The 25,747-nt window shown below is 51.5% G+C and carries 25 protein-coding genes; 10 read left to right on the top strand and 15 right to left on the bottom strand.

All coding sequences use genetic code 11. From position 1 onward, the window contains the following. Positions 1-262: 262 nt before the first annotated feature. The 5 genes from AC4GL5_RS11180 to AC4GL5_RS11200 all read right to left on the bottom strand — a co-directional run bounded on the left by AC4GL5_RS11180 (position 263) and on the right by AC4GL5_RS11200 (position 3,012). Positions 263-598, bottom strand: a complete 336-nt coding sequence (locus tag AC4GL5_RS11180; protein ID WP_490382870.1) for a TfoX/Sxy family protein — start codon at positions 596-598, stop codon at positions 263-265. An 18-nt stretch (positions 599-616) separates the two neighbouring features. After that, complete coding sequence (locus tag AC4GL5_RS11185; protein ID WP_490382871.1) at positions 617-1,099, bottom strand: methyltransferase family protein; 483 nt, start codon at positions 1,097-1,099, stop codon at positions 617-619. A gap of 4 nt (positions 1,100-1,103) precedes the next feature. Beyond that, on the bottom strand, positions 1,104-1,892 hold the full coding sequence (locus AC4GL5_RS11190) for an ABC transporter ATP-binding protein (protein WP_490382872.1): 789 nt from the start codon (positions 1,890-1,892) through the stop codon (positions 1,104-1,106). 156 nt (positions 1,893-2,048) lie between these two features. Next, complete coding sequence (locus AC4GL5_RS11195; RefSeq protein ID WP_490382873.1) at positions 2,049-2,438, bottom strand: VOC family protein; 390 nt, start codon at positions 2,436-2,438, stop codon at positions 2,049-2,051. A 58-nt stretch (positions 2,439-2,496) separates the two neighbouring features. Beyond that, entirely contained in the window at positions 2,497-3,012 is a 516-nt protein-coding gene (locus AC4GL5_RS11200) for a MarR family winged helix-turn-helix transcriptional regulator (RefSeq protein WP_490382874.1), read from the bottom strand. A 169-nt stretch (positions 3,013-3,181) separates the two neighbouring features. On the opposite strand from AC4GL5_RS11200, the gene AC4GL5_RS11205 reads away from it, so the two are divergent. Both AC4GL5_RS11205 and AC4GL5_RS11210 read left to right on the top strand, forming a co-directional pair. After that, the gene (locus AC4GL5_RS11205; RefSeq protein ID WP_490382875.1) at positions 3,182-4,216 is read left to right on the top strand and encodes an EamA family transporter; all 1,035 of its coding nucleotides are present in this window, start codon (positions 3,182-3,184) and stop codon (positions 4,214-4,216) included. Between the two features lie 36 nt (positions 4,217-4,252). Further along, positions 4,253-4,867 carry a nitroreductase family protein gene (locus tag AC4GL5_RS11210; RefSeq protein ID WP_490382876.1) on the top strand — a complete coding sequence of 205 codons (615 nt, stop codon included), beginning with the start codon at positions 4,253-4,255 and terminating at the stop codon, positions 4,865-4,867. Positions 4,868-4,901: 34 nt separating this feature from the next. Here AC4GL5_RS11210 and AC4GL5_RS11215 read toward each other — a convergent pair whose 3' ends face one another. Continuing rightward, on the bottom strand, positions 4,902-6,062 hold the full coding sequence (locus tag AC4GL5_RS11215) for a PQQ-dependent sugar dehydrogenase (protein WP_490382877.1): 1,161 nt from the start codon (positions 6,060-6,062) through the stop codon (positions 4,902-4,904). Between the two features lie 382 nt (positions 6,063-6,444). On the opposite strand from AC4GL5_RS11215, the gene AC4GL5_RS11220 reads away from it, so the two are divergent. Next, a complete protein-coding gene (locus tag AC4GL5_RS11220; protein ID WP_490382878.1) occupies positions 6,445-7,104 on the top strand; it encodes a DUF6198 family protein in 660 nt (219 codons plus the stop codon). A 109-nt stretch (positions 7,105-7,213) separates the two neighbouring features. Here AC4GL5_RS11220 and leuA read toward each other — a convergent pair whose 3' ends face one another. Then, entirely contained in the window at positions 7,214-8,884 is a 1,671-nt protein-coding gene (leuA, locus tag AC4GL5_RS11225) for a 2-isopropylmalate synthase (protein WP_490382879.1), read from the bottom strand. A 498-nt stretch (positions 8,885-9,382) separates the two neighbouring features. Here leuA and AC4GL5_RS11230 point away from each other — a divergent pair, with 498 nt between their 5' ends. The 5 genes from AC4GL5_RS11230 (at position 9,383) to AC4GL5_RS11250 (ending at position 13,745) form a co-directional block, all read left to right on the top strand. Further along, on the top strand, positions 9,383-9,859 hold the full coding sequence (locus AC4GL5_RS11230) for an Lrp/AsnC family transcriptional regulator (RefSeq protein ID WP_086479144.1): 477 nt from the start codon (positions 9,383-9,385) through the stop codon (positions 9,857-9,859). 250 nt (positions 9,860-10,109) lie between these two features. Then, positions 10,110-11,342: a 23S rRNA (adenine(1618)-N(6))-methyltransferase RlmF gene (rlmF, locus tag AC4GL5_RS11235; RefSeq protein WP_490382880.1), complete on the top strand. Its 1,233-nt coding sequence runs from the start codon at positions 10,110-10,112 to the stop codon at positions 11,340-11,342. 128 nt (positions 11,343-11,470) lie between these two features. Then, complete coding sequence (locus AC4GL5_RS11240; RefSeq protein ID WP_490382881.1) at positions 11,471-11,938, top strand: DUF3429 domain-containing protein; 468 nt, start codon at positions 11,471-11,473, stop codon at positions 11,936-11,938. Between the two features lie 30 nt (positions 11,939-11,968). Further along, positions 11,969-12,847, top strand: a complete 879-nt coding sequence (locus AC4GL5_RS11245) for a LysR family transcriptional regulator (RefSeq protein ID WP_490382882.1) — start codon at positions 11,969-11,971, stop codon at positions 12,845-12,847. Between the two features lie 139 nt (positions 12,848-12,986). Further along, complete coding sequence (locus AC4GL5_RS11250; RefSeq protein ID WP_490382883.1) at positions 12,987-13,745, top strand: sulfite exporter TauE/SafE family protein; 759 nt, start codon at positions 12,987-12,989, stop codon at positions 13,743-13,745. 47 nt (positions 13,746-13,792) lie between these two features. On the opposite strand, the gene AC4GL5_RS11255 is transcribed toward AC4GL5_RS11250, so the two are convergent. The 4 genes from AC4GL5_RS11255 to AC4GL5_RS11270 form a co-directional block, all read right to left on the bottom strand. Beyond that, the gene (locus AC4GL5_RS11255; RefSeq protein WP_490382884.1) at positions 13,793-14,650 is read right to left on the bottom strand and encodes a Rossmann-like fold-containing protein; all 858 of its coding nucleotides are present in this window, start codon (positions 14,648-14,650) and stop codon (positions 13,793-13,795) included. An 80-nt stretch (positions 14,651-14,730) separates the two neighbouring features. Further along, positions 14,731-15,633: a DUF6920 family protein gene (locus tag AC4GL5_RS11260; RefSeq protein ID WP_490382885.1), complete on the bottom strand. Its 903-nt coding sequence runs from the start codon at positions 15,631-15,633 to the stop codon at positions 14,731-14,733. A gap of 92 nt (positions 15,634-15,725) precedes the next feature. Next, on the bottom strand, positions 15,726-18,884 hold the full coding sequence (locus tag AC4GL5_RS11265) for an efflux RND transporter permease subunit (RefSeq protein WP_490382886.1): 3,159 nt from the start codon (positions 18,882-18,884) through the stop codon (positions 15,726-15,728). Position 18,885: 1 nt separating this feature from the next. Beyond that, positions 18,886-20,025 carry an efflux RND transporter periplasmic adaptor subunit gene (locus AC4GL5_RS11270; protein WP_490382887.1) on the bottom strand — a complete coding sequence of 380 codons (1,140 nt, stop codon included), beginning with the start codon at positions 20,023-20,025 and terminating at the stop codon, positions 18,886-18,888. Positions 20,026-20,389: 364 nt separating this feature from the next. Between AC4GL5_RS11270 and AC4GL5_RS11275 the strand changes: the two genes are divergently transcribed. After that, entirely contained in the window at positions 20,390-21,394 is a 1,005-nt protein-coding gene (locus tag AC4GL5_RS11275; protein WP_490382888.1) for a YeiH family protein, read from the top strand. A 32-nt stretch (positions 21,395-21,426) separates the two neighbouring features. Here AC4GL5_RS11275 and AC4GL5_RS11280 read toward each other — a convergent pair whose 3' ends face one another. After that, positions 21,427-22,341 carry a bestrophin family protein gene (locus tag AC4GL5_RS11280; protein ID WP_490382889.1) on the bottom strand — a complete coding sequence of 305 codons (915 nt, stop codon included), beginning with the start codon at positions 22,339-22,341 and terminating at the stop codon, positions 21,427-21,429. A gap of 144 nt (positions 22,342-22,485) precedes the next feature. Here AC4GL5_RS11280 and AC4GL5_RS11285 point away from each other — a divergent pair, with 144 nt between their 5' ends. Further along, positions 22,486-22,965, top strand: a complete 480-nt coding sequence (locus AC4GL5_RS11285) for a LabA-like NYN domain-containing protein (protein WP_490382890.1) — start codon at positions 22,486-22,488, stop codon at positions 22,963-22,965. Positions 22,966-23,035: 70 nt separating this feature from the next. Here AC4GL5_RS11285 and AC4GL5_RS11290 read toward each other — a convergent pair whose 3' ends face one another. The 3 genes from AC4GL5_RS11290 to AC4GL5_RS11300 all read right to left on the bottom strand — a co-directional run bounded on the left by AC4GL5_RS11290 (position 23,036) and on the right by AC4GL5_RS11300 (position 25,722). Then, complete coding sequence (locus tag AC4GL5_RS11290) at positions 23,036-24,337, bottom strand: methyl-accepting chemotaxis protein (RefSeq protein WP_490382891.1); 1,302 nt, start codon at positions 24,335-24,337, stop codon at positions 23,036-23,038. Beyond that, entirely contained in the window at positions 24,312-24,833 is a 522-nt protein-coding gene (locus tag AC4GL5_RS11295) for a PAS domain-containing protein (RefSeq protein WP_490382892.1), read from the bottom strand. Before AC4GL5_RS11295 ends, AC4GL5_RS11290 begins: the two co-directional genes overlap by 26 nt. A 325-nt stretch (positions 24,834-25,158) precedes the next feature. After that, positions 25,159-25,722: a hypothetical protein gene (locus AC4GL5_RS11300; protein WP_490382893.1), complete on the bottom strand. Its 564-nt coding sequence runs from the start codon at positions 25,720-25,722 to the stop codon at positions 25,159-25,161. Positions 25,723-25,747: the final 25 nt, after the last annotated feature.

Below are 25,747 nucleotides of genomic sequence, written 5' to 3' on the forward strand. Positions count from 1 at the left end.
TGCCTTTATTTGCCTCTTCGTGGCTTCTAATGGCACTGTAAAGCGCCTTTAACAGGAAGGTCTTGCCGGTACTATTTTCCCCCATAATAAGGTTGATCTGACCAAGGTTTTGTCCCTTAGCGTTCAGTATTGGCCCATAATTGTCTAAATTGAAATCTTTGATCATATCTCCACCCTATAATGGCTGCGCTATTTTTCAACTCACACACCAACGCCCAATAGCTATCACATTTATTTTTAAGTTGCTGGTATTTTAACAGGATTACTTCACCTTCGGCGGCAACCTGCTCACAAATCCCAACACCTGATCCAGCCACCATTTAAGATCGGTATCTTCCGCAAAGCCCTGTGCTTCTACGATCAGCATGCCTTTCATCGGTTTGCCGGTGAAATCCATCTCGCGGGCGTTGGGCTTACCCAACAGCTCTTCGTAGAGATCAGGGCCAGTGCGTAGCATCAGCTCATCTTTGACAACGCCACACAGCATATTGCCATCATGGAGAAAACACAGCCCGCCGAACATCTTCTTCTCGGTGATATAGATATTGCCCGTCAGTTGCTCGCGAATACGTTCCGCCAGGCCTTCATCGTATGCCATAGTATTTTCCCTCAGAGATCAGATCCAGCGATGTACCTGCTGACAATAGGCCGGAAACTGATCCGGAAATTTCTCCCGCAAAATGCGTTCTTCCGGTTTGATCTGAAACAGGGTCACATAGGCGATAAACAGTGGCAGATCAATCAGCACCGCTGACGATGCCCAGTAACAGCTCCAGGCCAGTAGCAGAAACGCCAACCCCAGATACATAGGATTACGGGTAAAACGGTAGATGCCCGTTGTCACCAGCACCGACGACTTTTTTGGTGCTAACGGGTTGATGGTGGTATGGGCTTTTCGGAAGCTATAAAGCCCCGCTAGATCACAACTGATACCAACAGCGCCAAACAGAATAGCCAGTATCAACCGCCACGGGTCATTCAAAGGTAAGGCGGGGAATACCGGTGCCGCGTAATAGATAGCAGCGGCAAGAAGCAATGCAACAACCGGTGGCGGGATTTTCAGCTCAAGGGCTTTCATAGAGTTTCTCTCAGCAGTCAAAAAATCACGCCGGATAAGCGTGGTAGAAGCCATCCTGAACCATCAGTTTCAGCTTAACGCCGTACAGGTCGCTCAGATGCTCGGCAGTCAGCAAGGCGGCTTTATCACCATCTGCGATAATTTGTCCGTCTTTCATAAAGATGATGCGTTCGATCTCCGGCACCACCTCCTGAACATGGTGAGTGGCGATCAGCAGATTCGTGCCCGACTGCACCAGCTCACGCATAGTCGCGATCAGTTCAAATGACGCCTGCAGATCCAGACTGTTGGTGGGTTCGTCAAAGATCAGGGTAGACGGGTTATGGATCAGCGCCCGCGCCAGCAGAAGGCGACGCTGCTGCCCCGTGGAAAGCCGCTGAAACATAGTGTCATTCAGGTAAGCCAGCCCTAACTGTCCGATCACCTCGTCTACCCGTTGTTGCTGGCTCTCGGTCAGCTGCAGATGATCATGCGCGCCAATGGCTCCCAATAGGCCGGAAGCCACCACATCCCGTCCCTTGGTATAGGGCGTGTAAAACTCCTGCAGATCCTGAGAGACCACACCCAGCCACTCCCGCAGCTGCATCAGGTTGATACGATCCTGACCTTTAATGAGCAGGCTGCTTTCCGGTTTATCAACGTGATAGATCTCACGGGTGAGCAGTTTTAACAGGGTGGATTTTCCGCAGCCGTTCGGCCCCAGAATGGCAACACTCTCCCCTTCATGCAGGGTGAGGTTGAAGTTTTGGAGAACCTTACGGCCCCCGCGAAATGCTGTGATATTGTTCAGCTCTGCCAGTGGCGTTGAGGGCATATCCGTACCGCCTCTTCCGGTGACTTACTATTCTGGGGTTGGTGTTCAGTTTTAGTGTGCTTTTAAGCGATAACAGGCTGATATTTATACCAAATATCTTACCCAACACTTTATATTGTACCTAAAGCGTCACTGCGCACGATGCCGGGTTTACGGTTATTCTTCGGGTGTTGTCCAGACCGCAAACTCATTACCGGAGGGTTCTTTAAAGTGAAAGCGCCGCCCACCGGGGAAATCAAAGACAGGTTTAACGATCACACCACCAGCGGCCTGAACCGCTTCCAGAGTCCCTTCCAGATCCGTGCTGAAAAACACCAGCAAGGCAGAACCTGTGGCAGAATCCGACGCCATCTCGGCCTGATAAAAACCACCATCCAACCCCTGATCAGAGAAAGCGGTATATTGCGGGCCATAATCGACAAACTGCCAGCCAAAAACCTGCTGAAAGAAGACTTTGGTGGCTACCAGATCTTTAGCAGCAAACTCCACATAGTTCAGCTTGTGGTGCTGATTCGCCAACGTCTGTTCCATCTTTTGTTCACTCATAATCTATTCCTTTTATGCTCCATGTCGGTTTAACCCTCAGGCTCGGTTTTAGCTGGCTTCAATGGGTGTCTTCAAGCGCCGAAAGCAGATCCCGCAGGCTCTGATTCAGACTGGCCAGTGAATCACCATCAAGGCCGGCAATCAGATTCAGGCCATTCTCTACATGATGGGGCAATACCTGCTCGATCAGCTCAAAGCCCTTATCACTCAGCTTCACCAGTTTACTACGGGCATCGTCCGGATTGGGCAGACGCTCAATCAGACCTTTCTTTTCCAGCTGGGTCATACGGTTGGTCATGGTACCCGATGTTACCATCAGGGTGGAGAACAAGGCTGTCGGTGCCAGACAGTATGGCGCACCGGAACGCCGCAGCGTTGCCAAAACATCAAACTCCGGCTGATTCAGACCATGCTCCAGAAACACCTTATCCACTTTTGGTGCCAACACCGCTGAAGCCCGCTTCAGACGCCCCAGAACCTCCATCGCGGTCAGATCAAATTCCGGCTTCTCCTGCTGCCACTGGGCAATAATTTTATCGATGGCATCCGTGTCGTGACTCGTTTTTTTACTCATAGCTATGGGTTTCCTTTTAAATTTATCTTGACCTCAAGATAAATTATCGCCAACCTAATAATATCTTAACTTCAAGATAAATTGTTTTTCCCCCTGTGTCGATAGCTGCCGCCTCCCTGTCGGCAACCGCAAACCTTGCACGCCACAACGGGGATAACCGAGGTGAATTATGAATCCATTTGCATTGCTGTTACTCACAGCACTTGGCCCCGCCAGCTGGGGCAGCACCTATCTGGTGACATCCGAGTTTCTGCCGGAGGGGCTGCCCTTCACTGCAGCGGTGATCCGCTGCTTACCGGCGGGTTTGATCCTGATTGCGTTAAGCCATCTGCTCAGTAAGGGGCCAGCATCAAAAACAGGCAACGCCCAAGTTATACCCGCCAGAGGGTTATTGCCGACCAAAGAGCAATGGCCAAGACTGTTGTTGCTGTCGGCACTGAATATCGGTTGCTTTCAGGCGATGCTGTTTGTCGCTGCGTACCGTTTGCCCGGTGGTTTGGCTGCGGTGATCGGTGCGGTACAACCTCTGATTTTGCTGCTGATGATCTGGGCACTGCAAAAACAGCCACCAGGAAAAATCGCACTTATCGCCTGTATCACCGCCATTGTTGGCATGGCGCTGCTGATTCTGTCACCGACAGAGGGCGAAGTAAGCGGTGAACAAGTCAGCTGGGATCTGATCGGTATCGGCGCGGCTTCATTGGGGGCTTTGAGTATGGCGCTGGGGGTTTATTACTCCCGCTATGGTCAGCGTTCAAATCAAAACAATCAGAAAACACCCAACAGCACAGAACTCCCCCTGATTGCCCTCACCGGCTGGCAGCTGGCCCTGGGCGGTCTGATGCTGCTGCCCTTGGCGCTGATTCTGGAGCCTGCCCTGCCAGCCCTGACCACTGAGAATCTGCTGGGTTATAGCTATCTCGCTCTGTTTGGCACCCTGATCGCTTATCTGCTCTGGTTTCAGGGCATCCAAAAGCTGCCTGCGGTAATGGTTTCCACACTGGGGCTGTTAAGCCCGCTGACTGCAGTGGCGTTGGGCTGGGTCTTTCTTGATCAGGAGATTGAAGGCTGGGCACTGGCAGGACTGGTTTTAGTGGTACTCAGTATTCTGGCGGTGCAGCTCTCTCCCTGGCTACCGGAGCTCTTTAAAGCACTCAGTTCAGCACATAAGCACAGCAACAAGAACACAGTAAACGAGCACTAATAACGTCTATCAATACAGGCTAAAGAGGTAAGCACGATGACTTCGGTACAGGATGCAATTTTACAGCGCCGCTCTACCAGTAAATATCAGCCGGACTATGTGATCGGTCAGGAAACACTGACACAGCTGGTCAATCTGGCGGGGCATTCACCCTCAGCCTATAACCTGCAGAACTGGCGGTTTATCGCCGTCACCACACCAGAAGGGAAGATCCTGCTAAGAGAAGCTGCCTACGGTCAGCCTCAGGTAGAAGCGGCATCGGCCACCTTTATCGTATGCGGACAACTGGCTGCCCATAAAGCCTTGGAGCAGCGCCTGAGTGAGTCCGTTAGTGCCGGCATTATACCTCAGTCCATCGCGGATGGCTGGGTTGGCGCAGCCAGCCAGAGCCATGAGGGCAACGACCCGCTGCAGCGGGATGAAGCGATACGCTCCGCCTCTTTAGCGGCAATGACGCTGATGCTGGCAGCAGAAGAACTGGGACTGGCAACCGGTGCGATGGGAGGCTTTGACGGGGGGCAGCTGAAACGCCACTTCCCGCTGAATGAAGAGGATCTGCCGGTGATGCTGGTCACCATCGGCAAACCCGCCGAAGGCAACTGGGCACAGAAGGCCCGTCGCCCTGTCGATGAGATTCTTACCGTGATCTGATCCGTTTCGTCTCAGAACCAGCTACTAGAAATAGCTACTCCGACAGCGGCGAGATCTGATACAGCTCGCCACTGTCGGTAACAAAATAGAGCCAGCCTTCCGGACTTTGGGTCACATCCCGAATGCGTTCATTCAACGAGGTCAGCATTCGGGTTTCTCCGATAATGGCTCCTTCTTCACTCAGATGGATGTGATTCAGATGCTGTTTAGCCAGCGCTCCGGCAAACAGGTCTCCCTGCCATTCAGGAAAGGCTTCACCGCTGTAGACCATCAGGCTTGAAGGTGCAATGGAGGGAATATAGACGCGAACCGGATCAACCATCCCTTCTTTATGCTCGACACCCACGGAGATGGGCCCCCAATACTCTTTGCCCTGAGAGACTTCCGGCCAGCCATAGTTATTGCCCGGTTCGATCACATTCAGCTCATCACCGCCTCTGGGGCCGTGTTCAATCGCCCAGAGTCTTTCCCGATAGCTGTCATAGGCTAACCCCTGCGGGTTACGGTGACCGAAACTCCAGATCTCCGGCTGCACATCAGACTGACCGTAGAAGGGATTATGCCGGGATGGTTTTCCTGTAAAAGTCACACGAAGGATGCTTCCGGCATGATTCCGGCGGTTCTGCCCATTAGGACGCTCCCCCCGATCTCCTACAGAGAAGTACACATAGCGCCCCGGATCAAAAGCGATACGACTGCCAAAATGGTGATTCGCTGAAGTCGCAGATTCTGTCTCTACTAATACCTGCCACTGCTCAATCTGATACTGGGTAAACGTCTCGCCGGTCAACAGAAAGCGACTCAGCACCGTCACGGGACGATCATCATGTTCAGGCGATGCTTTCTGCGGGTAAGCGCTGTAGGTCACGTAAATCCAGGGTTCCTTCTCAAACTCGGGACTCGGCTTAATATCCAGCAGTCCTCCTTGCCCCTCAAAGTAGATATCCGGTAACCCTGTGAGGTAACGGGTTTTATCTTTAACACGGTAATACAAGCCGATGCGTCCGTCACGCTCGGTAAAGATCAGTGTATCCTGATCCACAAATTCAAACGCCCAGGGAAAGCGAATCCCCTCATGTATCTTCTCAACCTGATACGCTTGCCCGCGACTCCTATCGCTTAGCGATGGTGCCGCAAAAGCGATCGCAGAGAAGAACAACAGTAACCAACCCCCTGACTTTAACCTGCTCGCCATAAATCAGCCTCCTCCGGTACTCAATAACACCTGCCTGTCGACAACGTTTCCCAGAAATCATTCCAGTAATACCCTTACTAACCTTAGCAGATACTGTTATACCTTTTCAGGATGACACATTAACAGACGCTGCTACCCAGATGTCATTTGTACCCTGACAATCCAACCCGATCGCGCACCAAAAAGATGCACCAAAACCCGACAAAACACCAAAATAGACCACTAAAACCCAGTCAACCAGTAAAAACATCTAAAAAATCAGGCATAGGACTTGCATTTAACTGCTTACAACGTGACTATCGTTGCTCCTTATTACCCACCCCGGCGATCCCGGTGGTGGGGTTTTTTACGAGGCGGGCAATCCCTGCTAAGTGAGGTCATTATGTTATCTGCTTTGATGCGCCCTATTCGTCATACGGACACACTGTCTGTATTCAAACGTTATTACAGTCTTTTTGAAGGCTGCTTTCTGGTCGCCTTAGGTATCTGGTTTCTGAAAGCTGCCGGACTCATGGTCAGTGGCACCGCAGGTTTATCCCTACTTCTGATGCGCTGGGTTCCCGAACTGAGTTTTGGCCTGTTGTTTTTTATTATCAATCTGCCATTTTTTGCACTGGCCCTGAAAACCAAACCTCTGGCGTTTGCACTGAGAACCCTGCTGGCCATGACACTGGTTTCCGTACTGACCGACCTGATGATTCTGCATATTCAGCTGGAAACCCTGCCTGAGGTGATTGCAGCCTTTGCAGCCGGTGGGCTTGTGGGTGTGGGTTTGCTGGTGGTCTTTCGGGAAGGCAGTTCATTGGGGGGTATTAATATTCTTGCTCTCTGGCTTGAGGACAAATTCCAGATTCATACCGGTAAGTCTCTAATGTGGTTTGATATCGCTCTGCTACTATTGGCCGCTGCGACGATTACGCTGGAACAGATCGGCTATTCTCTGCTTTGTTTTGTGGTGATGAGTTCTGTACTGCGTCGTTACCATAAGATGAACCACACCTCAGCAAAGAATGTGAAAAAGCCGGTTGGAGAGCAGGCCTAAAGCCTGAACTCATGTCAGCCAGCACAAGAGAAACTAAATGCCAGAAATAAGAAAGCCCGTTGCAGTGTTTTACTGCAACGGGCTTTTTAGTAGCGGTTTGAGCTGCCGGTTAAGCGGCTACTAAACCTTTCTCCTGAATCAGAACACTTGCTGCAGCCAGTACCGCATTCAGGTTAGCAGCTACAGTATCTTCACTGATGGCAACACCCGCATTCACCGAATCACCAATCTTCACCTGTACGTAAGTGACCGCTTTCGCGTCGCTACCGGCAGACAGTGCATGTTCGGAGTATTCTGCGATCTGAACCGGCTGATCGATGTAAGCGGACAGCGCTTCGGTCAGCGCATGGATCGCACCCTTACCATCACCAGACAGTTCAATGGTCTGATCACCACAACGGATCACCGCATTCAGGAAGTCGTTATCGCTACGCTCCAGTTTGTAGGTTACCAGTTCAAACTGGTTCGCAGTATTCAGATAGTGCTGCTGGAACAGTTCAACAATCTCACTCTGCTTCAGCTCACGGGCTTCCGCTTCGGTGTGCTTCTGTACCTTACCGGCGAACTCAATCTGCAACCAGCGCGGCAGTTTCAGCCCCAGCTCAGCTTCCAGAATATAAGCCACACCGCCTTTACCGGACTGGCTGTTGATGCGGATAACCGCTTCGTAGCTGCGACCCAGATCTTTCGGATCAATCGGCAGATACGCCACTTCCCACGGTTTGGAGGCATCGTATTTGCTCAGACACTTCTTAATCGCATCCTGGTGACTACCGGAGAATGCAGTGTAAACCAGCTCACCGATGTAGGGGTGACGCGGGTGAACTTCCAGATTGGTGCAGGACTCATAAACCTGAATAATCTCGGTCACATCCGCCAGATCCAGCTCAGGATCAACGCCCTGACTGTACAAGTTCATCGCCATAGTGATCACGTCCATATTACCGGTACGCTCACCATTGCCCATCAGAGTACCTTCAACACGGTCAGCACCGGCCATAACACCCAGCTCGGCGGCCGCTACCGCACAACCCCGGTCGTTGTGGGTGTGCATGCTGATCTCCAGACACTCACGGTGTTTGATATTGCGGCAGAACCACTCGATCTGGTCGGCGAATACGTTTGGCGTCGACATCTCAACGGTAGCTGGCAGATTCAGAATAATCTTCTGCTCCGGGCTCGGGCCCCACTCTTCAACCACGGCATCACAGATCTCTACGGCAAAATCCAGTTCGGTGCCGGTGAAACTCTCAGGTGAATATTCAAGACGCCATTCGGTATCGGTGTGCTTCTCAACACGCTCTTTCACCATACGCACGCCGTTAACAGCGATGTCGATGATCTGGTCACGCTCCAGGCAGAAAACCTGCTCGCGCTGTACGGTAGAGGTAGAGTTATAAACGTGTACGATCGCTTTCTTAGCACCTTTCAGCGCTTCAATGGTACGGTCGATCAGTGCTTCACGGGCCTGAGTCAGAACCTGAACCGTGACATCGTCCGGAATCATGTTCTCTTCGATCAGGGCGCGTACAAAATCAAAATCTGGCTGAGATGCAGCCGGGAAGCCTACTTCAATCTCTTTAAAGCCCAGTTTAACCAGTAGCTGAAACAGTCGCTTTTTCTGCTCAACGGTCATCGGATCGATGAGCGCCTGATTGCCATCACGCAGGTCAACGCTACACCAGGTCGGTGCTTTGTCGAGAACCTGATTTGGCCACTGGCGGTCAGGCAAGTTGATGGTTGGAAAAGGACGATATTTCTTATGGTCAAAACGGCTCACGGTGAGCTCCTTACATAGGTTTGTCTGGTTATCGCGCCTTACAGTGTTGGCGGATTCCAGCCGTTCTTAATTCAGTTATCACGGGTTGTTTTGTAATCACTTTTTCGCTTTCAGGTTAAAAAGCGTTGGCAGGTGCAATACGCTGCCCTTAATCAGCTGGCTCTTGTGAAGCGCTGCATTGCACAAGGTGAGTTCCCTTTTGAGGTAAGTTCCTGATACGCCTAGCAATAAACGCTTAACAATAACAGAACGAGGCCCAGTGCTGCCAACGGAAACCAGTATATAAAAATTGTTCTGCATCAGGATTGCGAAAACGCGTCAAAAACTTTATATTTCGCAATATTATTCCAAATAAAACCAAAAGTGAGCAATTTTATTTTTCCAGCTAACTTTCAGGCTAAACTGAACATCAAGATTTACAATAACTCTGCAATTTTGCAGCACATTATTTAATGTGGGCATCATCTTTTAGCTACGCAACATTAAAGGAACACCCGAATGATCAAGCTCGACCGAACTGACCGACGTATTCTGGAAGCCCTGCAGGAGGACAGCCGGATCAGCAATCAGGATCTGGCAGAGAAGGTGGGCCTGTCGCCTTCCCCCTGCTCCCGCCGGGTGAAACAGCTGGAAGAAGCCGGTTTTATTGATCGCTATGTGGCGCGCCTGAACCGCTCCAAGCTGGATCTGAAACTGACCGCCTATATTCAGATCGCGCTGGATCGCCACACACCGGATCGCTTTGAAGCCTTCGATAAGGTGGTCAGCCGCTGCCCCGAGGTGGTTGAGTGCTATCTGGTGACAGGCCAAAGTGCGGATTACACCGTTAAGGTGGTCGTGCCGGATATGGAGTATTTTCAGGAGTTTCTGCTTAACACCATCACCCAGATCCCTGGGGTTACCGGTGTGCATTCCAGCTTTGTTATGAAGCGCGTGGTGGATACCACGGCTGTCTCCCTGCGGCATTTAGGCTGATTTTAAGGATCAGTAGGCTAACGGTAAGTAGCAACAGGCTAAAGGTAAGTACTAGGGATATCGAGCGCTGGGCTTGTGTTTGAGTACGGTTTTGGGTTTGAGTGCGGGAGTGAGCGCAAACGTCTTTGGCTCAGGCTTTTCTGGGGCAGGCGTGCAATTTAAGGTAGAATGCGCAGCCTTTTTTACACCCGCGTTTATGCTGTATTGATCAGCACTGTTTTATTTTCTTTTATCGTCAACGGAATCTGTCATGCCTGCATCCAAAAGCTCCGCCCCGTCTAAAAAAGTGAATCCCTGGCAGCAGGCTAAAGCCGCCAAAGAAAAAGCCATTAAAAAGCATCAGAAGAAGGTCTCCGGGCTGCACCCGCGTAATCCGCACCGCGGCACTGAAGGTAAAAGCGACAAGTACGACTTTGACCGCCTTTGTCAGCTGATGCCCGGCCTTAAAGAAAAGCTGACCACAACGCCCCGTGGCGATACCTCCATCGATTTCAGCGATCCGGAAGCGGTGAAGATGCTTAACGCCGGTCTCCTGTATCAGTTTTATGGCATTCAGTTCTGGGATATTCCACCGGGTTACCTCTGCCCTGCCGTTCCGGGTCGTGCGGATTATATTCATAACGTCGCGGATCTTCTGATGGCCTCCGGTCAGCGTAACGAGCCGCCTAAAGGTAAAAAGATCAGCGTGCTGGATGTTGGCACCGGTGCCAACTGCATCTATCCGATTATCGGCAGTCAGGCCTATGGCTGGTCGTTTGTCGCAGCAGATTCCAGTGATATCGCCTTTAATACCTCGAAACAGCTGGTGAAGATGAACCGTAGTTTGTCCGGCCGTGTGCGTTGCCGTAAACAGCAGGACGACGCCCATATCTTCCATGGCATTATCGGTAAAAAAGAGGTGTTTGATCTGACGATCTGCAATCCTCCTTTCCATGCCTCGGCCGATGACGCTCAGGCGGCCAGCCAGCGTAAGGTCGACAATCTGGCTAAGGACGATGCCGAGCTGAACGAAACCGGTAAAGCCTCGCTCAACTTTGGCGGCCAGCAACCGGAGCTGTGGTGCGAAGGCGGTGAAGTGGGCTTTCTGAAGACCATGATCGAAGAGAGTAAAGACTTTGCCGGTCAGTGCCTCTGGTTTACCAGTCTGGTATCCCGCAAAGAGAACCTACCGGAGCTGCAGCAGATGCTGGCGGATGCCGGCGTAGCGCAATCCAAGGTACTGGAGATGGCGCACGGCAATAAGGTGAGCCGTATTCTGGCCTGGAGCTACCTGACACCGGAAGAACATCTGGAATGGTCAGAGATCAGCTGGGATGTACCGGCGGATCAGGCACAGCTGCCCCGGGCAGAGGTTGAATCTGACGAGGACGCTGCAGATACTGAAGTACTCAGTGGCGCTCTGGACGACAATCTTGATGATGACCTGAATGACCAAACGCCAGAGGAGCTGGCAGATAAAGATCAGGATCAGAGCAAAGAGTAAGCATAGAAGTAAGAAGAGTAGACGCAAGAGTCGCCCTCATATCCGGGCGCTTTGATCGCACCCGGTTGATCCATTTCAGACCTGTTTCGTAAGCAGCTGAAATAAGATCAACCGGAGCGACACCCACCATGCAGGATACATCCTCAACAACTTCCCGCACTCACGACACATCAGAAGTAGTGTCTTTCACCCTCAGTTTCTGGCATCGCTGGGGCGGTTATACCGGCCTGATCCCCTTCGTGGGTCTGAGTCTTCTGAGTATTGCTGGTTTTAGTTTTGCGCCAGCAGCGCTGATCAGCTATGCCGCCCTGATCTTCAGCTTTCTTTGTGGCGTGGTCTGGTTTGTCAGCCTGAAACGCCCGCAAACCGGCCATATCGCATTAGTGGCGCTGGGTGGTATGCTCTGGAGCTGGTGTTGGATTCTGTTTCCCGCCATTGATTGGACCGCAGCCGCTGGCTTATCCTTCGCCCTGCTCTGGCTTTATGAACGTCGGGTGCTGAGTCGCGATTATGGCGATCAGTTTATACAGTTACGTCTCTGGCTCTCCTCCGGCGCAGCTTTAAGCTTACTGCTGGCTTTTATCCTGACCGGATAGCACCTCCACCATCTTCAGAAAGGGATATCGATGTCTGATCTGCAACTGCGTTATTTTCTGGCCTGTGCTGAAGAAGGCAGCTTTACCGGCGCTGCAGATCGACTGGGATTGTCTCAACCAGCGCTAAGCCAGCAGATCCGCAAGCTGGAACAGGAGATGGGCATCGCGCTCTTCTCCCGTATCGGCCGGGGCATTCAGCTGACTGCAGCAGGCCGTCAGCTCTGGGGCAAGGTTTACCCCCTGTTCAGCGACGTGGATCAGGCGATCCGTGAGCTGCAGTTTCAGGAAGGGGTTATCGAAGGCACCATCGCCATCGCAGGCCCACATACTGCCCTTTCCTACCTACTAACACCGCTTATCAGTCAGCACGCCTCAGAAAAACCGGATGTACGCTTTCAGCTGCATGCCCGCAGCAGTCAGGAAGTGATTCAACTTACCTATAACCGTACTGTGGATTTCGGACTGGTGCACAGCACCATGGTCTTGCCGCCAGAGCTGGATGGAGAACTGATCCACGATGAAAAGCTGGTGGCGATTTTTGCGGAACATCATCCCGCAGCTAAGACGCTGCTGAATGATGGCGAACTACCGGCCAACACACCAACCCTGCTTTTCCCCAAGGGCTATGCCCTGCGCCGGGCCGTCGATATCGCCTTTGCCGACCAGCCGTTACATGTCGCTATGGAGGTGGAAACCGTCGACGCCATGCTCAATCTGGCTCGCCGCGGATCTGGGGTCTGCTTCGCGCCCCGTTACGTAGCTGAACAGCAACCGGGACTGGCTTTCGCCGAGGTCAACAATCTGGATATCACCCTGTCGCTGATGCTGGTTACCCGCTATGGCAAAGCGATCCAACCGATCACCCAGTGTTTTATTGATCAGCTGAAAAGCTACTGTAACCGAAGCTAACGCCACTCCTCTTACACTCCCCTCCATATTCATAAGCTTGACTTATAGTTTATATAGTTTGCCCCGTCTACCTTCCCGCGGTTCTGCTCTCTAAACTGATCGTCAATTGGTATCCCCCATTCGCCATCAAGGACACTTTATGATCGATGATCCTCTGTTTTATCTGGTTGCTATTCCTGCGGTGCTGATCGTCGGTATCTCGAAAGGGGGAATGGGTGGTGGGCTTGGTATGCTGGCGGTGCCGATTATGTCACTGGCGATTCCGCCCTTTCAGGCAGCGGCGATTATGCTGCCGATTCTTTGCGCGATGGATCTGATTGGCCTTTGGGGCTTTCGGGGAAAATACGATAAGACCAACCTCAGGATTCTGCTGCCCGCAGCAGTGCTGGGGATCGTGCTGGGAGCACTCAGTTTCAGCCACCTGACCGAACAACACATTAAGCTGATGATCGGCCTGATCGCGACCCTGTTTACCCTGAACTACGCCTGGCAGAAACTGCACCGTAAACCGGAAAAGATCACTCAGGCAGATGCGGTAAAAGGCTCTTTCTGGGGGGCTTTGGCAGGTTTTACCAGCTTTAGTGTTCACGCCGGTGGCCCACCGATGAATATCTACATGCTGCCCCAGAAGCTGGACAAAACCCTTTTTGTCGGCACCACCATTATCTTTTTCGCGGTGGTGAATTTTACCAAGCTGATCCCCTACGTCTGGCTGGGTTTGTTTAACCCGACCAACCTGATGACCTCATTGGCTTTGGTGATCTTTGCCCCGGTCGGGGTTTACTTTGGCATGTACCTGCATAAACGGATCAACGATTTCTGGTTCTATCTGGCCTGTTACGGCCTGTTGTTTGTGACCGGAGTTAAGCTGATAGCGGAAGGGATTGTGGGAAGTTGATAATCCAGCAATCCATTGAAGTGAACGACTATTTTTTCACCCTATGACTACCCACCAAAAATGCCCACCAAAAACGCCCGCCAGTCATTATCTAGCGCCTGCATATTACTATGGCGGCGCGATTCAAGGTGTCCCTGACGATCTTCGGCTGAGGCAAACGGCCCGGTTTTGCACCAGTTGCAGTAGTGTTCGGATACCGGCTCACCGACGGGGTGGCTTGGCGGAATTAACTGCTCAATCAGCTGCTGATCGGGGTAGGAAGCCGCAGGCTTCACACTCCAATAGTAAGTGGTGCCTTTGGTGCCACGGATCTGTTTATCACGATCGACATTACGAATCCGGTAGCCATCAAAGTCGCTTTGCAGAAACGGCCGCATGCCCAGCAGCTGAACCGGCTGGCCTTCATGCTCCAGATCCAGATGGATACCGCATTCCAGATCCCACTGACTGTAGGGTTTCAGGTCTTTAGAGCTGATCAGCGCCAGTTGCGCCCCCTGGGGGTCAAGAAAGAAGCTGAAGGCGTGTTGCAGATAAAGGCGCAACAGACGACGGTTGAGAAGATTGGTCGTCAGGCCACCAGCCTGTTCAAATTCTTCTTTGCTGGTAAAGGAAGGGATCAGGGGAAACTGGAAAATCAGCGCATCAAAACGGCCTTTCAAGCTTTCAGGCCATGTCTCACTGTTGGTGATATCCAGACCGGTTACCACCTCACTACCCTGCTGTTTCAGCTCATGAAAGGCACAATCCTGATATTTACCAAGCAGTTCCGTCTCCTGATCCAGCACACTGGCCGTCACAGAACCCTGACAACCGGTGGTCTGCGCCTGCATCTGATTCAGTGACAATGAAAAGGAGAGATCGCCATCCCCTACGGTGAGAATGCGCCAGTTTGGATCGAGATACATGAAAGAGCCCTTGCTGAAAACCCCGCGCCCGTCAAAGTTATGACGTCAACGGACACCCGAAAAGGGCGGGATTCTAACAGCTATCGGGCAACGATGGGATAAAAGCGGATGTCCCAATCAGTAATATCTCCCTGCCAGTAGGGTAGCCATTGCTGATCGGCTTCGATCCAGCCAACTTCAGCGCGGTGAGGCAACAACATACCCTCAACATACTGATAGTCCGAGAAGCGCCCCTGCCAGGGCGCATAAATTGATTCGCCATCAGGGTTCTGACGGTAACGTTTTTCAGCCCGGACAGTGTCAATCAGTCCCTGATCGTTGAAGCTAAAGGTTAGCTCCACCCTCTGCCCCGCCACCTCAATACTTGCCAAAGCCTGGGTATCACCCAGGGCTTGCCAGGTCACCCCCTGAGAGGGTAGCAAACGGGTAGGATACCAAGGGCTTTCTGCCAGAAAACGCATCAGTTCACCTTCAGCAATGTCACCACGACCCTCTTCTTCCGCAACAGTAATCAATCCCATCACCTTAGCCTGTAACCGACCATACCCCTGATTGTAGCTGTCAATCACATAGGCATGGATACCGGGAGCCATAGCAACCTCAGCCTGCCAGATAAAACGCGGTGCATGCATCACCGCATCCTGCTGAGCAGAAAAACGCTTCCAGGAGCCCTGCTCAGGAGACAGATTGATCTGTCCTTTTTGCTTAAACGTGATATCGGAAACGAGAGCCTGTTGCGGAGTAAGAGCCGTCTGAAAAAAACGCTGAACGGGTTCCGGCAGGCCCTGCAGCTCTTTTTCGGGATCATACCGGATCGGCTTTGAGAGGGTTGCAGCCGACTCTGCCTGCAGTGTCGCGTCGGACTGATAAAAATCCTGCACCAGTTGCTGAGTTCGCCTTTGCCACTGAGACTGACAGCCCAACACAAATACGAAAACAACAAACACAATGGCAAAAAATATTCCCGCTGCCTTAACCCACATCCTTTGCGTCCTTATGATCCGTCACATAACAATCGAAGGCAGGCCAGAGCCTGCCTTCAGGTAGAACAATGATAGTTCAGATTAGCCAGTGGCTATCGGGACAACCTGAAACTTTTTGTAGCTTTTCGTGAAAAAGTTCTGCGGAACAGCCTGAAAACACGGTTATTCGCAAAACCATCACCTAACACCAACATACAAGGCGTCAGGAACAGCGTCAGTACCGTGGCGAAAGCCAGTCCACCGGCAATGGCACTGGACAACTGAGTCCACCATTGTGTCGATGGCGCGCCCCAGCCCAGGCTGTGTTCCACCAGATTAACGTTCACGCCCAGTACCATCGGCATAAGCCCCAGCACCGTCGTCAAAGCCGTTAAAAGTACAGGTCGCAGACGCATACAGCCGGTTTCCAGGGCCGCTTCGAAGGCTGAGAATCCTTCTGAGCGAATCCGGTTATAGGTATCGATCAGAACAATATTGTTGTTCACCACGATACCGGCCAGAGCGATAATGCCCATACCCACCATCACGACACCAAAGGGCTGACCATTAACCAGCAACCCCAGCAGAACACCCGCTGTTGAAAAGATAATCGCAGAGAGCACCAGCAATGTCTGATAGATATTATTGAACTGAATAATCAGAATCAGCATCATCAGCAGAATCGCTACAACAAAGGCACCGATCAGAAATACCATGGACTCTTTCTGATCCGCATCCTCACCGCCAAAGGTGACAGATACTGTATCCGGTAGTTCATCCAGACGACCTTTCAGGGCGATCAGGCGCTCGTTGACCTGTTCACCTTCTGCCACATCACCGGAAATAGTAATGGTTCGCTTACCGTCCAGACGACGGAGAATACCGGTCTTAGGTGCAGGTGTCAGAGTGACAAAGTTACTCAGCGGTACCTGACCGTAGGGCGTGTTCAGACTCTGACGATTCAGCTGATCCAGTGTACGGGCGTATTCCGGCAGGCGGATACGAATATCCACTTCATCGCTGGCATCTTCCGGCCGATAACTGGCCAATTTCAGACCGTTACTCACCAACTGAACCGCATTGCCGACGCTGGCAACCGTTGCCCCGTATTGTGCAGCCTTGGCACGATCCACTTCGAAGCGCCATTCGATACCGGGCAGGGCACGATCATCATTAACATCGGCAAAACCGCCCAACTCATCCATGATCTCACGGGTTTGCTCAACGGCAGAATTGATCTGTTGAGGGTCATTACCACTGATACGCAGCTCTACCGGCTTACCGGATGGCGGACCGCCCTCCTGCTTGCGGAATTCAAAAACCACACCGGGTATATCCTTGGTACGCTCCCGCATATCGTCCAGAATCTGATTCGCCGGACGCCGGGTTTCCCAGTCCGTAAAGCGGAACTGAATCACCCCGATCACATCTTCGGCCAACTGGCCACCAGCGGCAGCAAAGGAGCGGGCGTACATCGCTTCAACTTCCGGCATACCGTACAAACGACTCTCGATCCGCTGCAAAAGGGCATCTTTCTCATAAACCGAGAAGTCTCCCAGAGTACGCACCTGTAGCTGTGCGGATTCCGGCTCAACCGCGGGGAAAAATTCCACACCATGATTAAACTTATTATAAGCGGCATAGATGCCCCCCATCAGAGCCAGCATCAGTACCAGCGTTGTTCCGGGGAAGCGCAAACAGCGATTTAATACCTGACGATAGGCCTTACCTCCCGCAGACTGATTCTGAACGTGATTCATATCGATATCACTGACCGCTGGGCGCTCTTCTGCATTCAGTTTTTCACGCTTACCAAACACCTTACCCATCACGGGCAGAAAGATAAGAGCCATCGCCAGAGAAGCAAACAGACAGATCATCACCGTAGCAGGCAGATACTTCATAAACTCGCCCATCACCCCCGGCCAGAACAGCAGCGGCAGGAACACCATAATCGTGGTCAGGGTCGATGCGATGATCGGCCAGGCCATACGACTCGCCGCATGTGCCCAGGCATCTTTACGGGAGAAGCCCTCTTTCTGATGACGATCCGCCAGCTCTGAAACCACAATGGCGCCATCCACGAGCATCCCCGCAACCAGAATCAGAGAGAAAAGCACGATAATATTCATGGTAAAGCCCAGGGAGGACACCACCAGAATACCGGTCAGGAAAGCACCGGGAATCGTTAGTCCCACCAGGAAAGCCGCACGCGCCCCCATCGCAGCTAACATGATAATGAGCACCAGAATCACGGCGGTCATCACGTTGTTCAGCAGATCCGACAGCATGCTCTTCACTTCCGAAGACTGGTCCATCAGATAGCGGACTTCCAGATCCGGTGGCAACTGAGATTCTGCTGCTTTAAAGAGCCCGCGTACCTTATCTATGGTGTCAATGATATTGGCACCGGCACGTTTTTTAATCTCCAGCACAACGCCCGGTTGGCCGTTAATACGGGCAAAACCGCCGGGGTCTGTGAAGGTACGGCGAATAGTGGCAACCTCTTTAAAGGTCACAACTGTCTGATCAGACACCTTGATTGGCATATTCATAACATCGTCAAGGTTCTCAATAACACCTGGGATTTTCAGGGTCATACGACCCGCACCGGTATCCAGACTCCCCGCAGCGACCAGTTTGTTGTTATTGCTCACCAAAGCATACAGATCAGAGTAATCCAGGTTATAGCTGTCCATCGCCTGGGGATCGACGACAATCTCCAGCAGATCTTCGCGATCACCGGCGATATCCACCTCCAGCACTTCGGGAATACCTTCAATCTCCTGTTGAAGACGACGGGCGATATAGACCAGCTGTTTCTGGTTAATCGGCCCGGAAAGCCCCACGGAAAGCACCGGGAAAAGCGCTACGTTAATTTCATGAACGGTTGCTTCATCCGCCTCAGCGGGCAGCTTGGCCTGAGCGCTGTCAACCTTCTCACGAACATCCTGCAGAGCAGTTTTAGGATCAAAGCCCGCATCAAACTCCAGTGTTACAGAGGCATGTCCCTCACCGGCGATGGAGGTCATTTTCTTGATGCCTTCCAGCGAGCGCAGCTCCTGCTCCATAGGCCGCGCCAGAAGGCGCTCAGAATCTGCCGGGCTGATACCGCTAAGCCCCATAGAGACATAGATAATTGGAATAGTGACGTCTGGGTTCGCTTCTTTGGGGATCGTCTGATAGGACGCCAAACCACCAACAATCAGCATGATAAGCACAAAGAGCGTGGCCCTGCTTCGGTCCATCGCTGCCCGGATAATGGTTTCCATATCAGTTAGCTCCGCTCACTACCGCAGCAACAGGTGTGTCAGAAGCTTGCTCTGCCACCGGGTGGTCAGCACCATCAGCACTGATCACCGCCACTTTCTGTCCCGGCTGAACAAACCCACCACCCAGACTGATTACTGCAGCATTGTCTGGCAGGCCAGTTACCCAGGCCCCATCGGTACCCGTGCTCAATAGCTCAACAGGCTGGAAAACCACTTTATCCTGAGTGTTAACCCACTTAACGCCCAGCTCACCTTTGTCGTTGAGGCTTAACAATGCCGGTGATAATTTATGGGCAGAAACATTACCCAAATGCACATTCAGAGTCGCACTGGCACCCGCAATTCGCAGGTGCCGCGGATTTTCCAGCGTCACTTCAATCGGAAAACTACGGGTCGCAGCATGAGCGGCACTGGCGACAAAGCTGACACGCCCTTCCATCTGGCGACCATCAAGCAGAGTAATCTCCACGGGTTGGCCCACAGCAACATTAGCGACATCCTGCTGAGGCACCTGAGCGGTTACTTTAAGACGATCAATGTTGACAAGGCGACCCCAGACCTCACCGACCGTCATATACTGACCCAGCTCTGCATCCAACTGATCCACCACGCCATCAAAAGGCGCTTTAGGTACCGCATGGTTCAGCTGCTGCTGCGCCATCACGAGGCTGGACCGGGCACTTTCAAGCTCACTTTCAAGACGAAGAACAACTGTTTCTGTTTGCAGGTTGGTCTTGTAAAGCTTACGGGCACCTTTCAGCTCAGACTCTTTCAGACGCACACTGGCTTTAGCGCTTTGCAGCTGCGCCTGATATTCATTCTGCGACAGACGGATCAGAGGCTGACCCTGAGTAATTCTCGCCCCTTGCTCCACCTGAAGGGATTCGACAGTACCGGCAACCTGCGACCGAAGCTGAATACTGCGCCAGGGCTCAATCTGGCCCTGCAGAACTGTTTGACGCTCATAGAGTGTTGCTTTTGAGTGCAGAACCTCAACCTTAGGCACACTAATCGAAGGTTTGGAGTCCTCAGTCGCTTCAGGGGCTTCTGCCAAAGCCTTATCCACCCGGGCACTTGACGCCCAGCCAACGAAACCAACTACAGCAACGGCTGCAGCGACTTGCGAGAATGTAATTTTCACAGAATGCCTCTATCGTCCATAAATCGCAGTGTTATACCCCCAAAGCAGGGTATGAAAAAGATAACAAAGATTAACAAAAGCCAGTGACAAGCGTAACCGGATCAAGCTGATTTTTAGAGCAATTCATCCAGCCAGATCCGGAATAACTTTCAGGTAGATCATGACAAATATCACATGATCCGCCTGACCGGTTTTGCTTTTATTCCTCAATAAGAGCCGAGCAATAAAATTGCACCATTGCAGCCTCTTCCCAGAACGACCTATCATTCAAAAAATCGATAACCAATATAGATTTAATCCACTTTTCAGATTTTATTGCAGCGCCATAATAGCCCCACATTTCTTGTGATTCAGGGCGCTACTCATGCTACATCTGCTGATCATTACCTTGTTAGCGATTGTTATCGCAAAACAGCCACTCTTCGCTGAAATTGGCCTTGGCAGTCTGCCATTGGCGATTTTGATCGGCATGATCTCAGGCGCTTTTTTTCGCGGTCTCGGTTTTGCCGGAACCGACACAGCCCCCTCCAAAAGCAGCCTTTTCTGTCAGCAGAAACTACTGCGCCTTGGCATTATTCTGCTGGGTTTCGGGCTCACATTTCAGCAGGTGATTCAGCTGGGCTGGCAGGCTCTGATGATCGATCTGGTGGTGATCAGCCTGGTTCTTCTGATCGGTATTAACGTGGGGATTCGTTTTCTGGGAATGAGTCGGGAACTGGCAGTACTGACCAGTGTTGGCAGTGCTGTGTGCGGAGCAGCCGCCATTATGGCCACTGAACCAGTCGTTAAAGGTGGCCACCGGCAGGTATCCGTTGCCGTCGCAACGGTGGTGCTGTTTGGCAGCCTGTCCCTGCTGCTTTATCCGGTGCTTTTTAATGTTCTGCATATCGCACCGGAGCAGTTCGGTATCTTTATCGGTAGCACCGTGCATGAAGTGGCTCAGGCCGTTGCCGCAGGTCAGACCATCAGCCCTGAAGCTTTACAGACGGCCATCATGACCAAGCTGATCCGGGTATTGTGTCTTGCACCTGTGGTGATCGCATTAGGTTTGCTGCTGTTCAGGGACAAACTGACGTGTCATGAAGGTGCAGACCAAAGACGAAAGCTACCGGTGACCTTCCCTCATTTTATCGGTTTTTTTATTCTGGCGGTGCTGGTTAACAGTTTTTTCCAGCTTCCTGAAACAGCGCATCAGGCAATCAGTTTTATCAGCCAGTTCAGTCTGACCATTGCGATGGCAGCAATGGGCTACAACACCCGCTGGAGTACCCTACGACAAGCCGGTATCAAGCCCATTCTGTTGGCTTCTATCCTCTTTGTCGTCTTGATCGGAACAGGGCTGGGGTTGAATCTTCTACTGTATGTCTGACGGTCTGTTCATAGGCCTGACGCTAACCGGCATCAGCTGAGAATATGCCTGATCGGCTGCAAGGCTTCCGGAGGCTCTTCTCCAAGGGCTTCCGCCACTGAGATCTCATTGACCCGACACATCGCTTCCAACGGCAAATGATTTGCCCCTTCTTTGGTGAAGGGGTACTCCAACTCTTCAGACAGAGCATCTAACCCAAAAAAACAGTAAGCCACCAACGCGGTAAAAAAAGGCGTCAGCCAGAGTGCATTACTCACCAACCCCAAGGGCAACAGGAAGCAGTAGATGTATGCCGTGCGATGTGCCAGCAAAGTGAATGCAAAAGGTAAGGGTGTATTCGACAACCGTTCAAGCCCCGCCTGAATACCAGCCAGAGAAGTCAGATGCTTATCCAGCATACTTACAGCAACGGTATCCAACCCACCTTGTTGATGCACTTTGGCGATAATTGCGGTCATCTCCCTGAGAATCGCATCTGATGGATTCGCTGTCGCCATGAGCCGGGCGGTGGTCTTTGCATCAAGCAGATCTGCGATAGCCGGGCCGGAATCTGAGCCAGGGCGTAAACTCTGGCAAAGCGTGTGCGAAAAGGCAGCGGTCAGTTTCAAGAGAGGTTTACGGGATTCTTCCGGCAGCAAAAGCAATTCTGTGGCCCTGCCAATCGCGCGGGTTTCATAAACAAGACTGCCCCATAATTTACGCCCTTCCCACCAACGATCGTAGGCTGCGTTATTGCGAAAGCCCAGAAACAGCGACAGTGCGATACCCAATAAGGTAAAAGGAGTCAGGCTGAATTCAGGCAGTTCAACGGTGTGATACTGATAGATCAGAACGATGCCGGATGAAAACAGCGCTAATAGGATCATCTGCGGCAAAACCCGGGGAACAACAGAGCCCCGCATCGTCAGCAATAACGTAAGAAATCCGGCTCTTTTATGAATAATCACGACGCATCCTCAACCCGGCAGTAACCTAAAGAGCCAGCATCTTAGCACTAAACACAAGGTAGCCCTATGTCAGACGCTGAAGCAGTTTAACCTTCAGGAAAGATGCTGTACCGTGAGCCAACACTTTTATCATTAAGGCTGACTATGCCACGGATTGCTATCTTTGCGGATATCCAGAATATTTATTACACCACCCGACAAGCCTACGGGCGCTCTTTTGATTACCGGCGCTTCTGGCAGAAGATACAGCACGAGGGCGACATTGTGCACGCCACCGCTTACGCCATCAGCAGTCAGGATATCGGCCAACAAAAATTTCAGCAGGCGCTAAAACATATTGGCTTTGAGGTTAAGCTCAAGCCCTTTATCCAGCGTAGTGATGGTTCAGCCAAGGGTGACTGGGATGTCGGTATCACCTTAGACCTGTATGAACAGGCATCCGACGCGGACAAGGTGATTCTGCTTTCCGGTGATGGTGATTTTGATCAGCTGCTGGAGCGGGTAAAGCACAGATTTGGCACACAAACAGAGGTTTATGGTGTTCCATCCCTGACCGCGAACAGCCTGATTCAGAGTTGCGACCGGTTTAATGGGATAGATAATCACCTTCTTGTTGGTGGGTAATAGGCCGAAAAAAGCCCTGTTACCTCAAGTGATAACAGGGCGCTTGTCAACCAAGCGAGGACACCACCGACTACCGTAATCCACTCAGCTGGCGTTCAATATCAGAGAACACCTGATCATAAATACCGACAAGGGCTTCCCGGTCTCTACTCTCTTTTGACCAGCGTCCCTCTTCAGCTAAATCGATCGCTTTCTGTTCAATATCCGACAGGTTACGAATCTCAATCGGTTTGCCGTTCAGAATCGCATTAACATCAGCACGAGCCTTCTGCGCGCTACGCAGAAGTTTCATAGAGCCGCTCATCACATCCGCCAGCTGATTGATCTGATTAGCCTGATGATCAACGGCATTAGCCGACTCTGCAGACTGTTTCAGTGTTTCACCAAAGATACCCGAAGTCTCTCGCGCCTCATCAACTGCCACGCGCAGAGCTTCAAATCGGGTTGCCATGGAAGACAGCGTATCCATCATAATTTTAATGGAAGAGGATATCTGCTGAGCAGTCCCCTGAGACTGATCCGCGAGACTTCGTACTTCATCTGCAACGACAGCAAAGCCCCGTCCGACTTCTCCGGCCCGGGCTGCTTCAATGGCAGCATTCAATGCCAACAGATTGGTCTGCGAAGCCAGTTCATCAATCTGTGAACTTCGATTACGGATATCTGCCGCGGCATCTGTCAGAGCCTGCAAGGCTGAGAAACTCGATTCCGCCGACTGCCCTGCTTCCATCAAAGCCTGCGACATTTTCTCTGCAGCATCCACCATCTCTTGCGCTGTCTCAGAGAAATTGTGCGAGAAACTGGCGATATGCCCCGCTTGCTCATTCACATTCTCCAGTGTTGCATTGGTGGTATCCATTGCCGAAGACATGCCCCGCTCTGACCGAAGAAAGATACGTGACAGCAGGGATTCCCGGTCGACAATCTCCTGAGTTCTGTGTACCTCATCCAGTACCAGCTGGATTTCTGACAACACACTCCGGAAGGTGCCATGCAAGCCGGTCACCTGAAGTTTACGAAAATAGTGACCGTTGCCCGAGGCCTGAATCGCCCCGAGAATCTCACGGAAGGCGGTTTCGGTCTGATCCAGTGCAGAATTAATACTAATGCGTAGCTGGTCCAGTTCAGGATCAGCCATAGACTGCGGCAAACGCTGCTCCAGTTGCCCGTCAGCAACCTTTTCAAAAAGTGTTCGGATCTGGGTGACTTCGGGATTCTTACGGGGATTAAATGCCAGACCAACTAGCCAGACTGCAGCCAGAAGGCCGGAAATCATGGCCGCTGACGAAAACCATAACGAAAGCACACTGCCCGCAATCAGAAGAATTGCCGGTAAAAGATAACGACTAGATTGTGAGAACCAGTTCTTCATAACTTTTACCCTCCTGTTTCAATACATTGTTCAGCAGCTGAAGACCAGCATCCAAAGCACTTTTGGAACCCGCAGCCTTCTCTGCAGCGAGGAGCTGCTCATAAACAGGTTCAATAGCCTCTATCGCTTCACGACGGGGACAACGGCGTACAGAGGTATAACCGTTAGGCTGCCCATTCGGGCCAATATCCGGTGTCATATGGGCAAGCACCCAGTAGAAACTGCCGTCTTTACTCATGTTCTTCACATAAGCAAAAAACTCCTCACCGTTCTGGATTGTATCCCAAGCCAGTTTGAAAGTTGTTCGGGGCATATCGGGGTGACGAATGATGTTGTGCTGAACACCTAACAGTTCCTGCTCGGTGTATCCGGAAAATTCAATAAAGATCGGATTGCAGTAGGTAATTCTGCCTTTAGCATCAGTTTTAGAGACAATAAAATCTTCCTGACGCATTTTTCGTTCGATCTGTGTGGGCTGGATCGATTTCGATTTCAAAGTAACCTCACTTCTTTTACCCGACTCTTAGAATCGGTCCTGATTGGTCGCCTGAAGGGTTGTACTGAATTAGGGGGCCGAAGCTGGAGCCACGGAAAGTCATATCAGGGGATACAAAAGGAAAGCAAGAAAAATTAAAACCGTTGCCGTCCCTGCAAATCAGAACATAGCTTCCGTTGCCGATGAAACCAGCAGACTATGCCCGCCCCATTGGGCAGGCATTAAACTATCTGAGCCTCTAAGAAGCAACGTTAATGTCATATTTCTTAAGTAAAAACTGATTCAGGAACCTGCCGCCTGTTAACGGGCAAGGGCCTGAAATCATTCAGGCTGCCTTATGACTACCTTCCCCCGGAACCATCGCTTCTGCAGAAACAACGGGAGCCGCATTCTGAATCGGTGTCGTCTCTGAAGTCACAGGTGCGTGAGCGCGCTCATTCACTTTGTCACTTAAAAAGATAAAAACACCCAGAGCGATCAGCAGAAAGGCGGTACTGGTAATAATCGCCACCGGATAATAGAGGTTACCAGCCAGATCAAACTGACTGTATTTGATCACCATAATCAGCCCTTCCAGAGACAAGGCCACACAAACTGTTCCGATAAAGCGGGGAATAGTCCGCTTTAAAGCAGCGACCGGGTCTTCGTCTTCTGCTTCTTCACCGGAGTACTCCTTATGAATCACCAGTGCAAGCTCGAATACAGCCAAGGCGATCACCCCGGTATTGATACTGCCCAGGAAAATCTGCATAAAACCGATGCCCTTAAGCAGATCATCAACAATGTCAAAAATCAGCGAGATTACAATTGAAAGGGCGAGCACCAGGAAAATAGCAGAGAATAATTTGGCGAAATAGGAGCGGATCAAAAGATTTGTTCGGGAATTCATCAGGGCACCTTGTTATTCAACTTAA

The sequence above is a fragment of the Oceanospirillum sp. genome (genome assembly GCF_982874595.1).

Excerpts from the sequence above, each read along its gene's own strand:
- rlmF (WP_490382880.1), top strand. The coding sequence starts at position 10,110 with ATGCCTGCATCCAAAAGCTCCGCCCCGTCTAAAAAAGTGAATCCCTGG.
- AC4GL5_RS11265 (WP_490382886.1), bottom strand. The coding sequence starts at position 18,884 with ATGGAAACCATTATCCGGGCAGCGATGGACCGAAGCAGGGCCACGCTC.
- AC4GL5_RS11260 (WP_490382885.1), bottom strand. The coding sequence starts at position 15,633 with ATGTGGGTTAAGGCAGCGGGAATATTTTTTGCCATTGTGTTTGTTGTT.
- AC4GL5_RS11205 (WP_490382875.1), top strand. The coding sequence starts at position 3,182 with ATGAATCCATTTGCATTGCTGTTACTCACAGCACTTGGCCCCGCCAGC.
- AC4GL5_RS11195 (WP_490382873.1), bottom strand. The coding sequence starts at position 2,438 with ATGAGTGAACAAAAGATGGAACAGACGTTGGCGAATCAGCACCACAAG.
- AC4GL5_RS11290 (WP_490382891.1), bottom strand. The coding sequence starts at position 24,337 with ATGAAGAACTGGTTCTCACAATCTAGTCGTTATCTTTTACCGGCAATT.
- AC4GL5_RS11215 (WP_490382877.1), bottom strand. The coding sequence starts at position 6,062 with ATGGCGAGCAGGTTAAAGTCAGGGGGTTGGTTACTGTTGTTCTTCTCT.
- AC4GL5_RS11220 (WP_490382878.1), top strand. The coding sequence starts at position 6,445 with ATGTTATCTGCTTTGATGCGCCCTATTCGTCATACGGACACACTGTCT.
- AC4GL5_RS11210 (WP_490382876.1), top strand. The coding sequence starts at position 4,253 with ATGACTTCGGTACAGGATGCAATTTTACAGCGCCGCTCTACCAGTAAA.
- AC4GL5_RS11230 (WP_086479144.1), top strand. The coding sequence starts at position 9,383 with ATGATCAAGCTCGACCGAACTGACCGACGTATTCTGGAAGCCCTGCAG.
- AC4GL5_RS11285 (WP_490382890.1), top strand. The coding sequence starts at position 22,486 with ATGCCACGGATTGCTATCTTTGCGGATATCCAGAATATTTATTACACC.
- AC4GL5_RS11190 (WP_490382872.1), bottom strand. The coding sequence starts at position 1,892 with ATGCCCTCAACGCCACTGGCAGAGCTGAACAATATCACAGCATTTCGC.
- AC4GL5_RS11275 (WP_490382888.1), top strand. The coding sequence starts at position 20,390 with ATGCTACATCTGCTGATCATTACCTTGTTAGCGATTGTTATCGCAAAA.
- AC4GL5_RS11180 (WP_490382870.1), bottom strand. The coding sequence starts at position 598 with ATGGCATACGATGAAGGCCTGGCGGAACGTATTCGCGAGCAACTGACG.
- AC4GL5_RS11300 (WP_490382893.1), bottom strand. The coding sequence starts at position 25,722 with ATGAATTCCCGAACAAATCTTTTGATCCGCTCCTATTTCGCCAAATTA.
- AC4GL5_RS11240 (WP_490382881.1), top strand. The coding sequence starts at position 11,471 with ATGCAGGATACATCCTCAACAACTTCCCGCACTCACGACACATCAGAA.
- AC4GL5_RS11255 (WP_490382884.1), bottom strand. The coding sequence starts at position 14,650 with ATGTATCTCGATCCAAACTGGCGCATTCTCACCGTAGGGGATGGCGAT.
- AC4GL5_RS11250 (WP_490382883.1), top strand. The coding sequence starts at position 12,987 with ATGATCGATGATCCTCTGTTTTATCTGGTTGCTATTCCTGCGGTGCTG.
- AC4GL5_RS11245 (WP_490382882.1), top strand. The coding sequence starts at position 11,969 with ATGTCTGATCTGCAACTGCGTTATTTTCTGGCCTGTGCTGAAGAAGGC.
- AC4GL5_RS11200 (WP_490382874.1), bottom strand. The coding sequence starts at position 3,012 with ATGAGTAAAAAAACGAGTCACGACACGGATGCCATCGATAAAATTATT.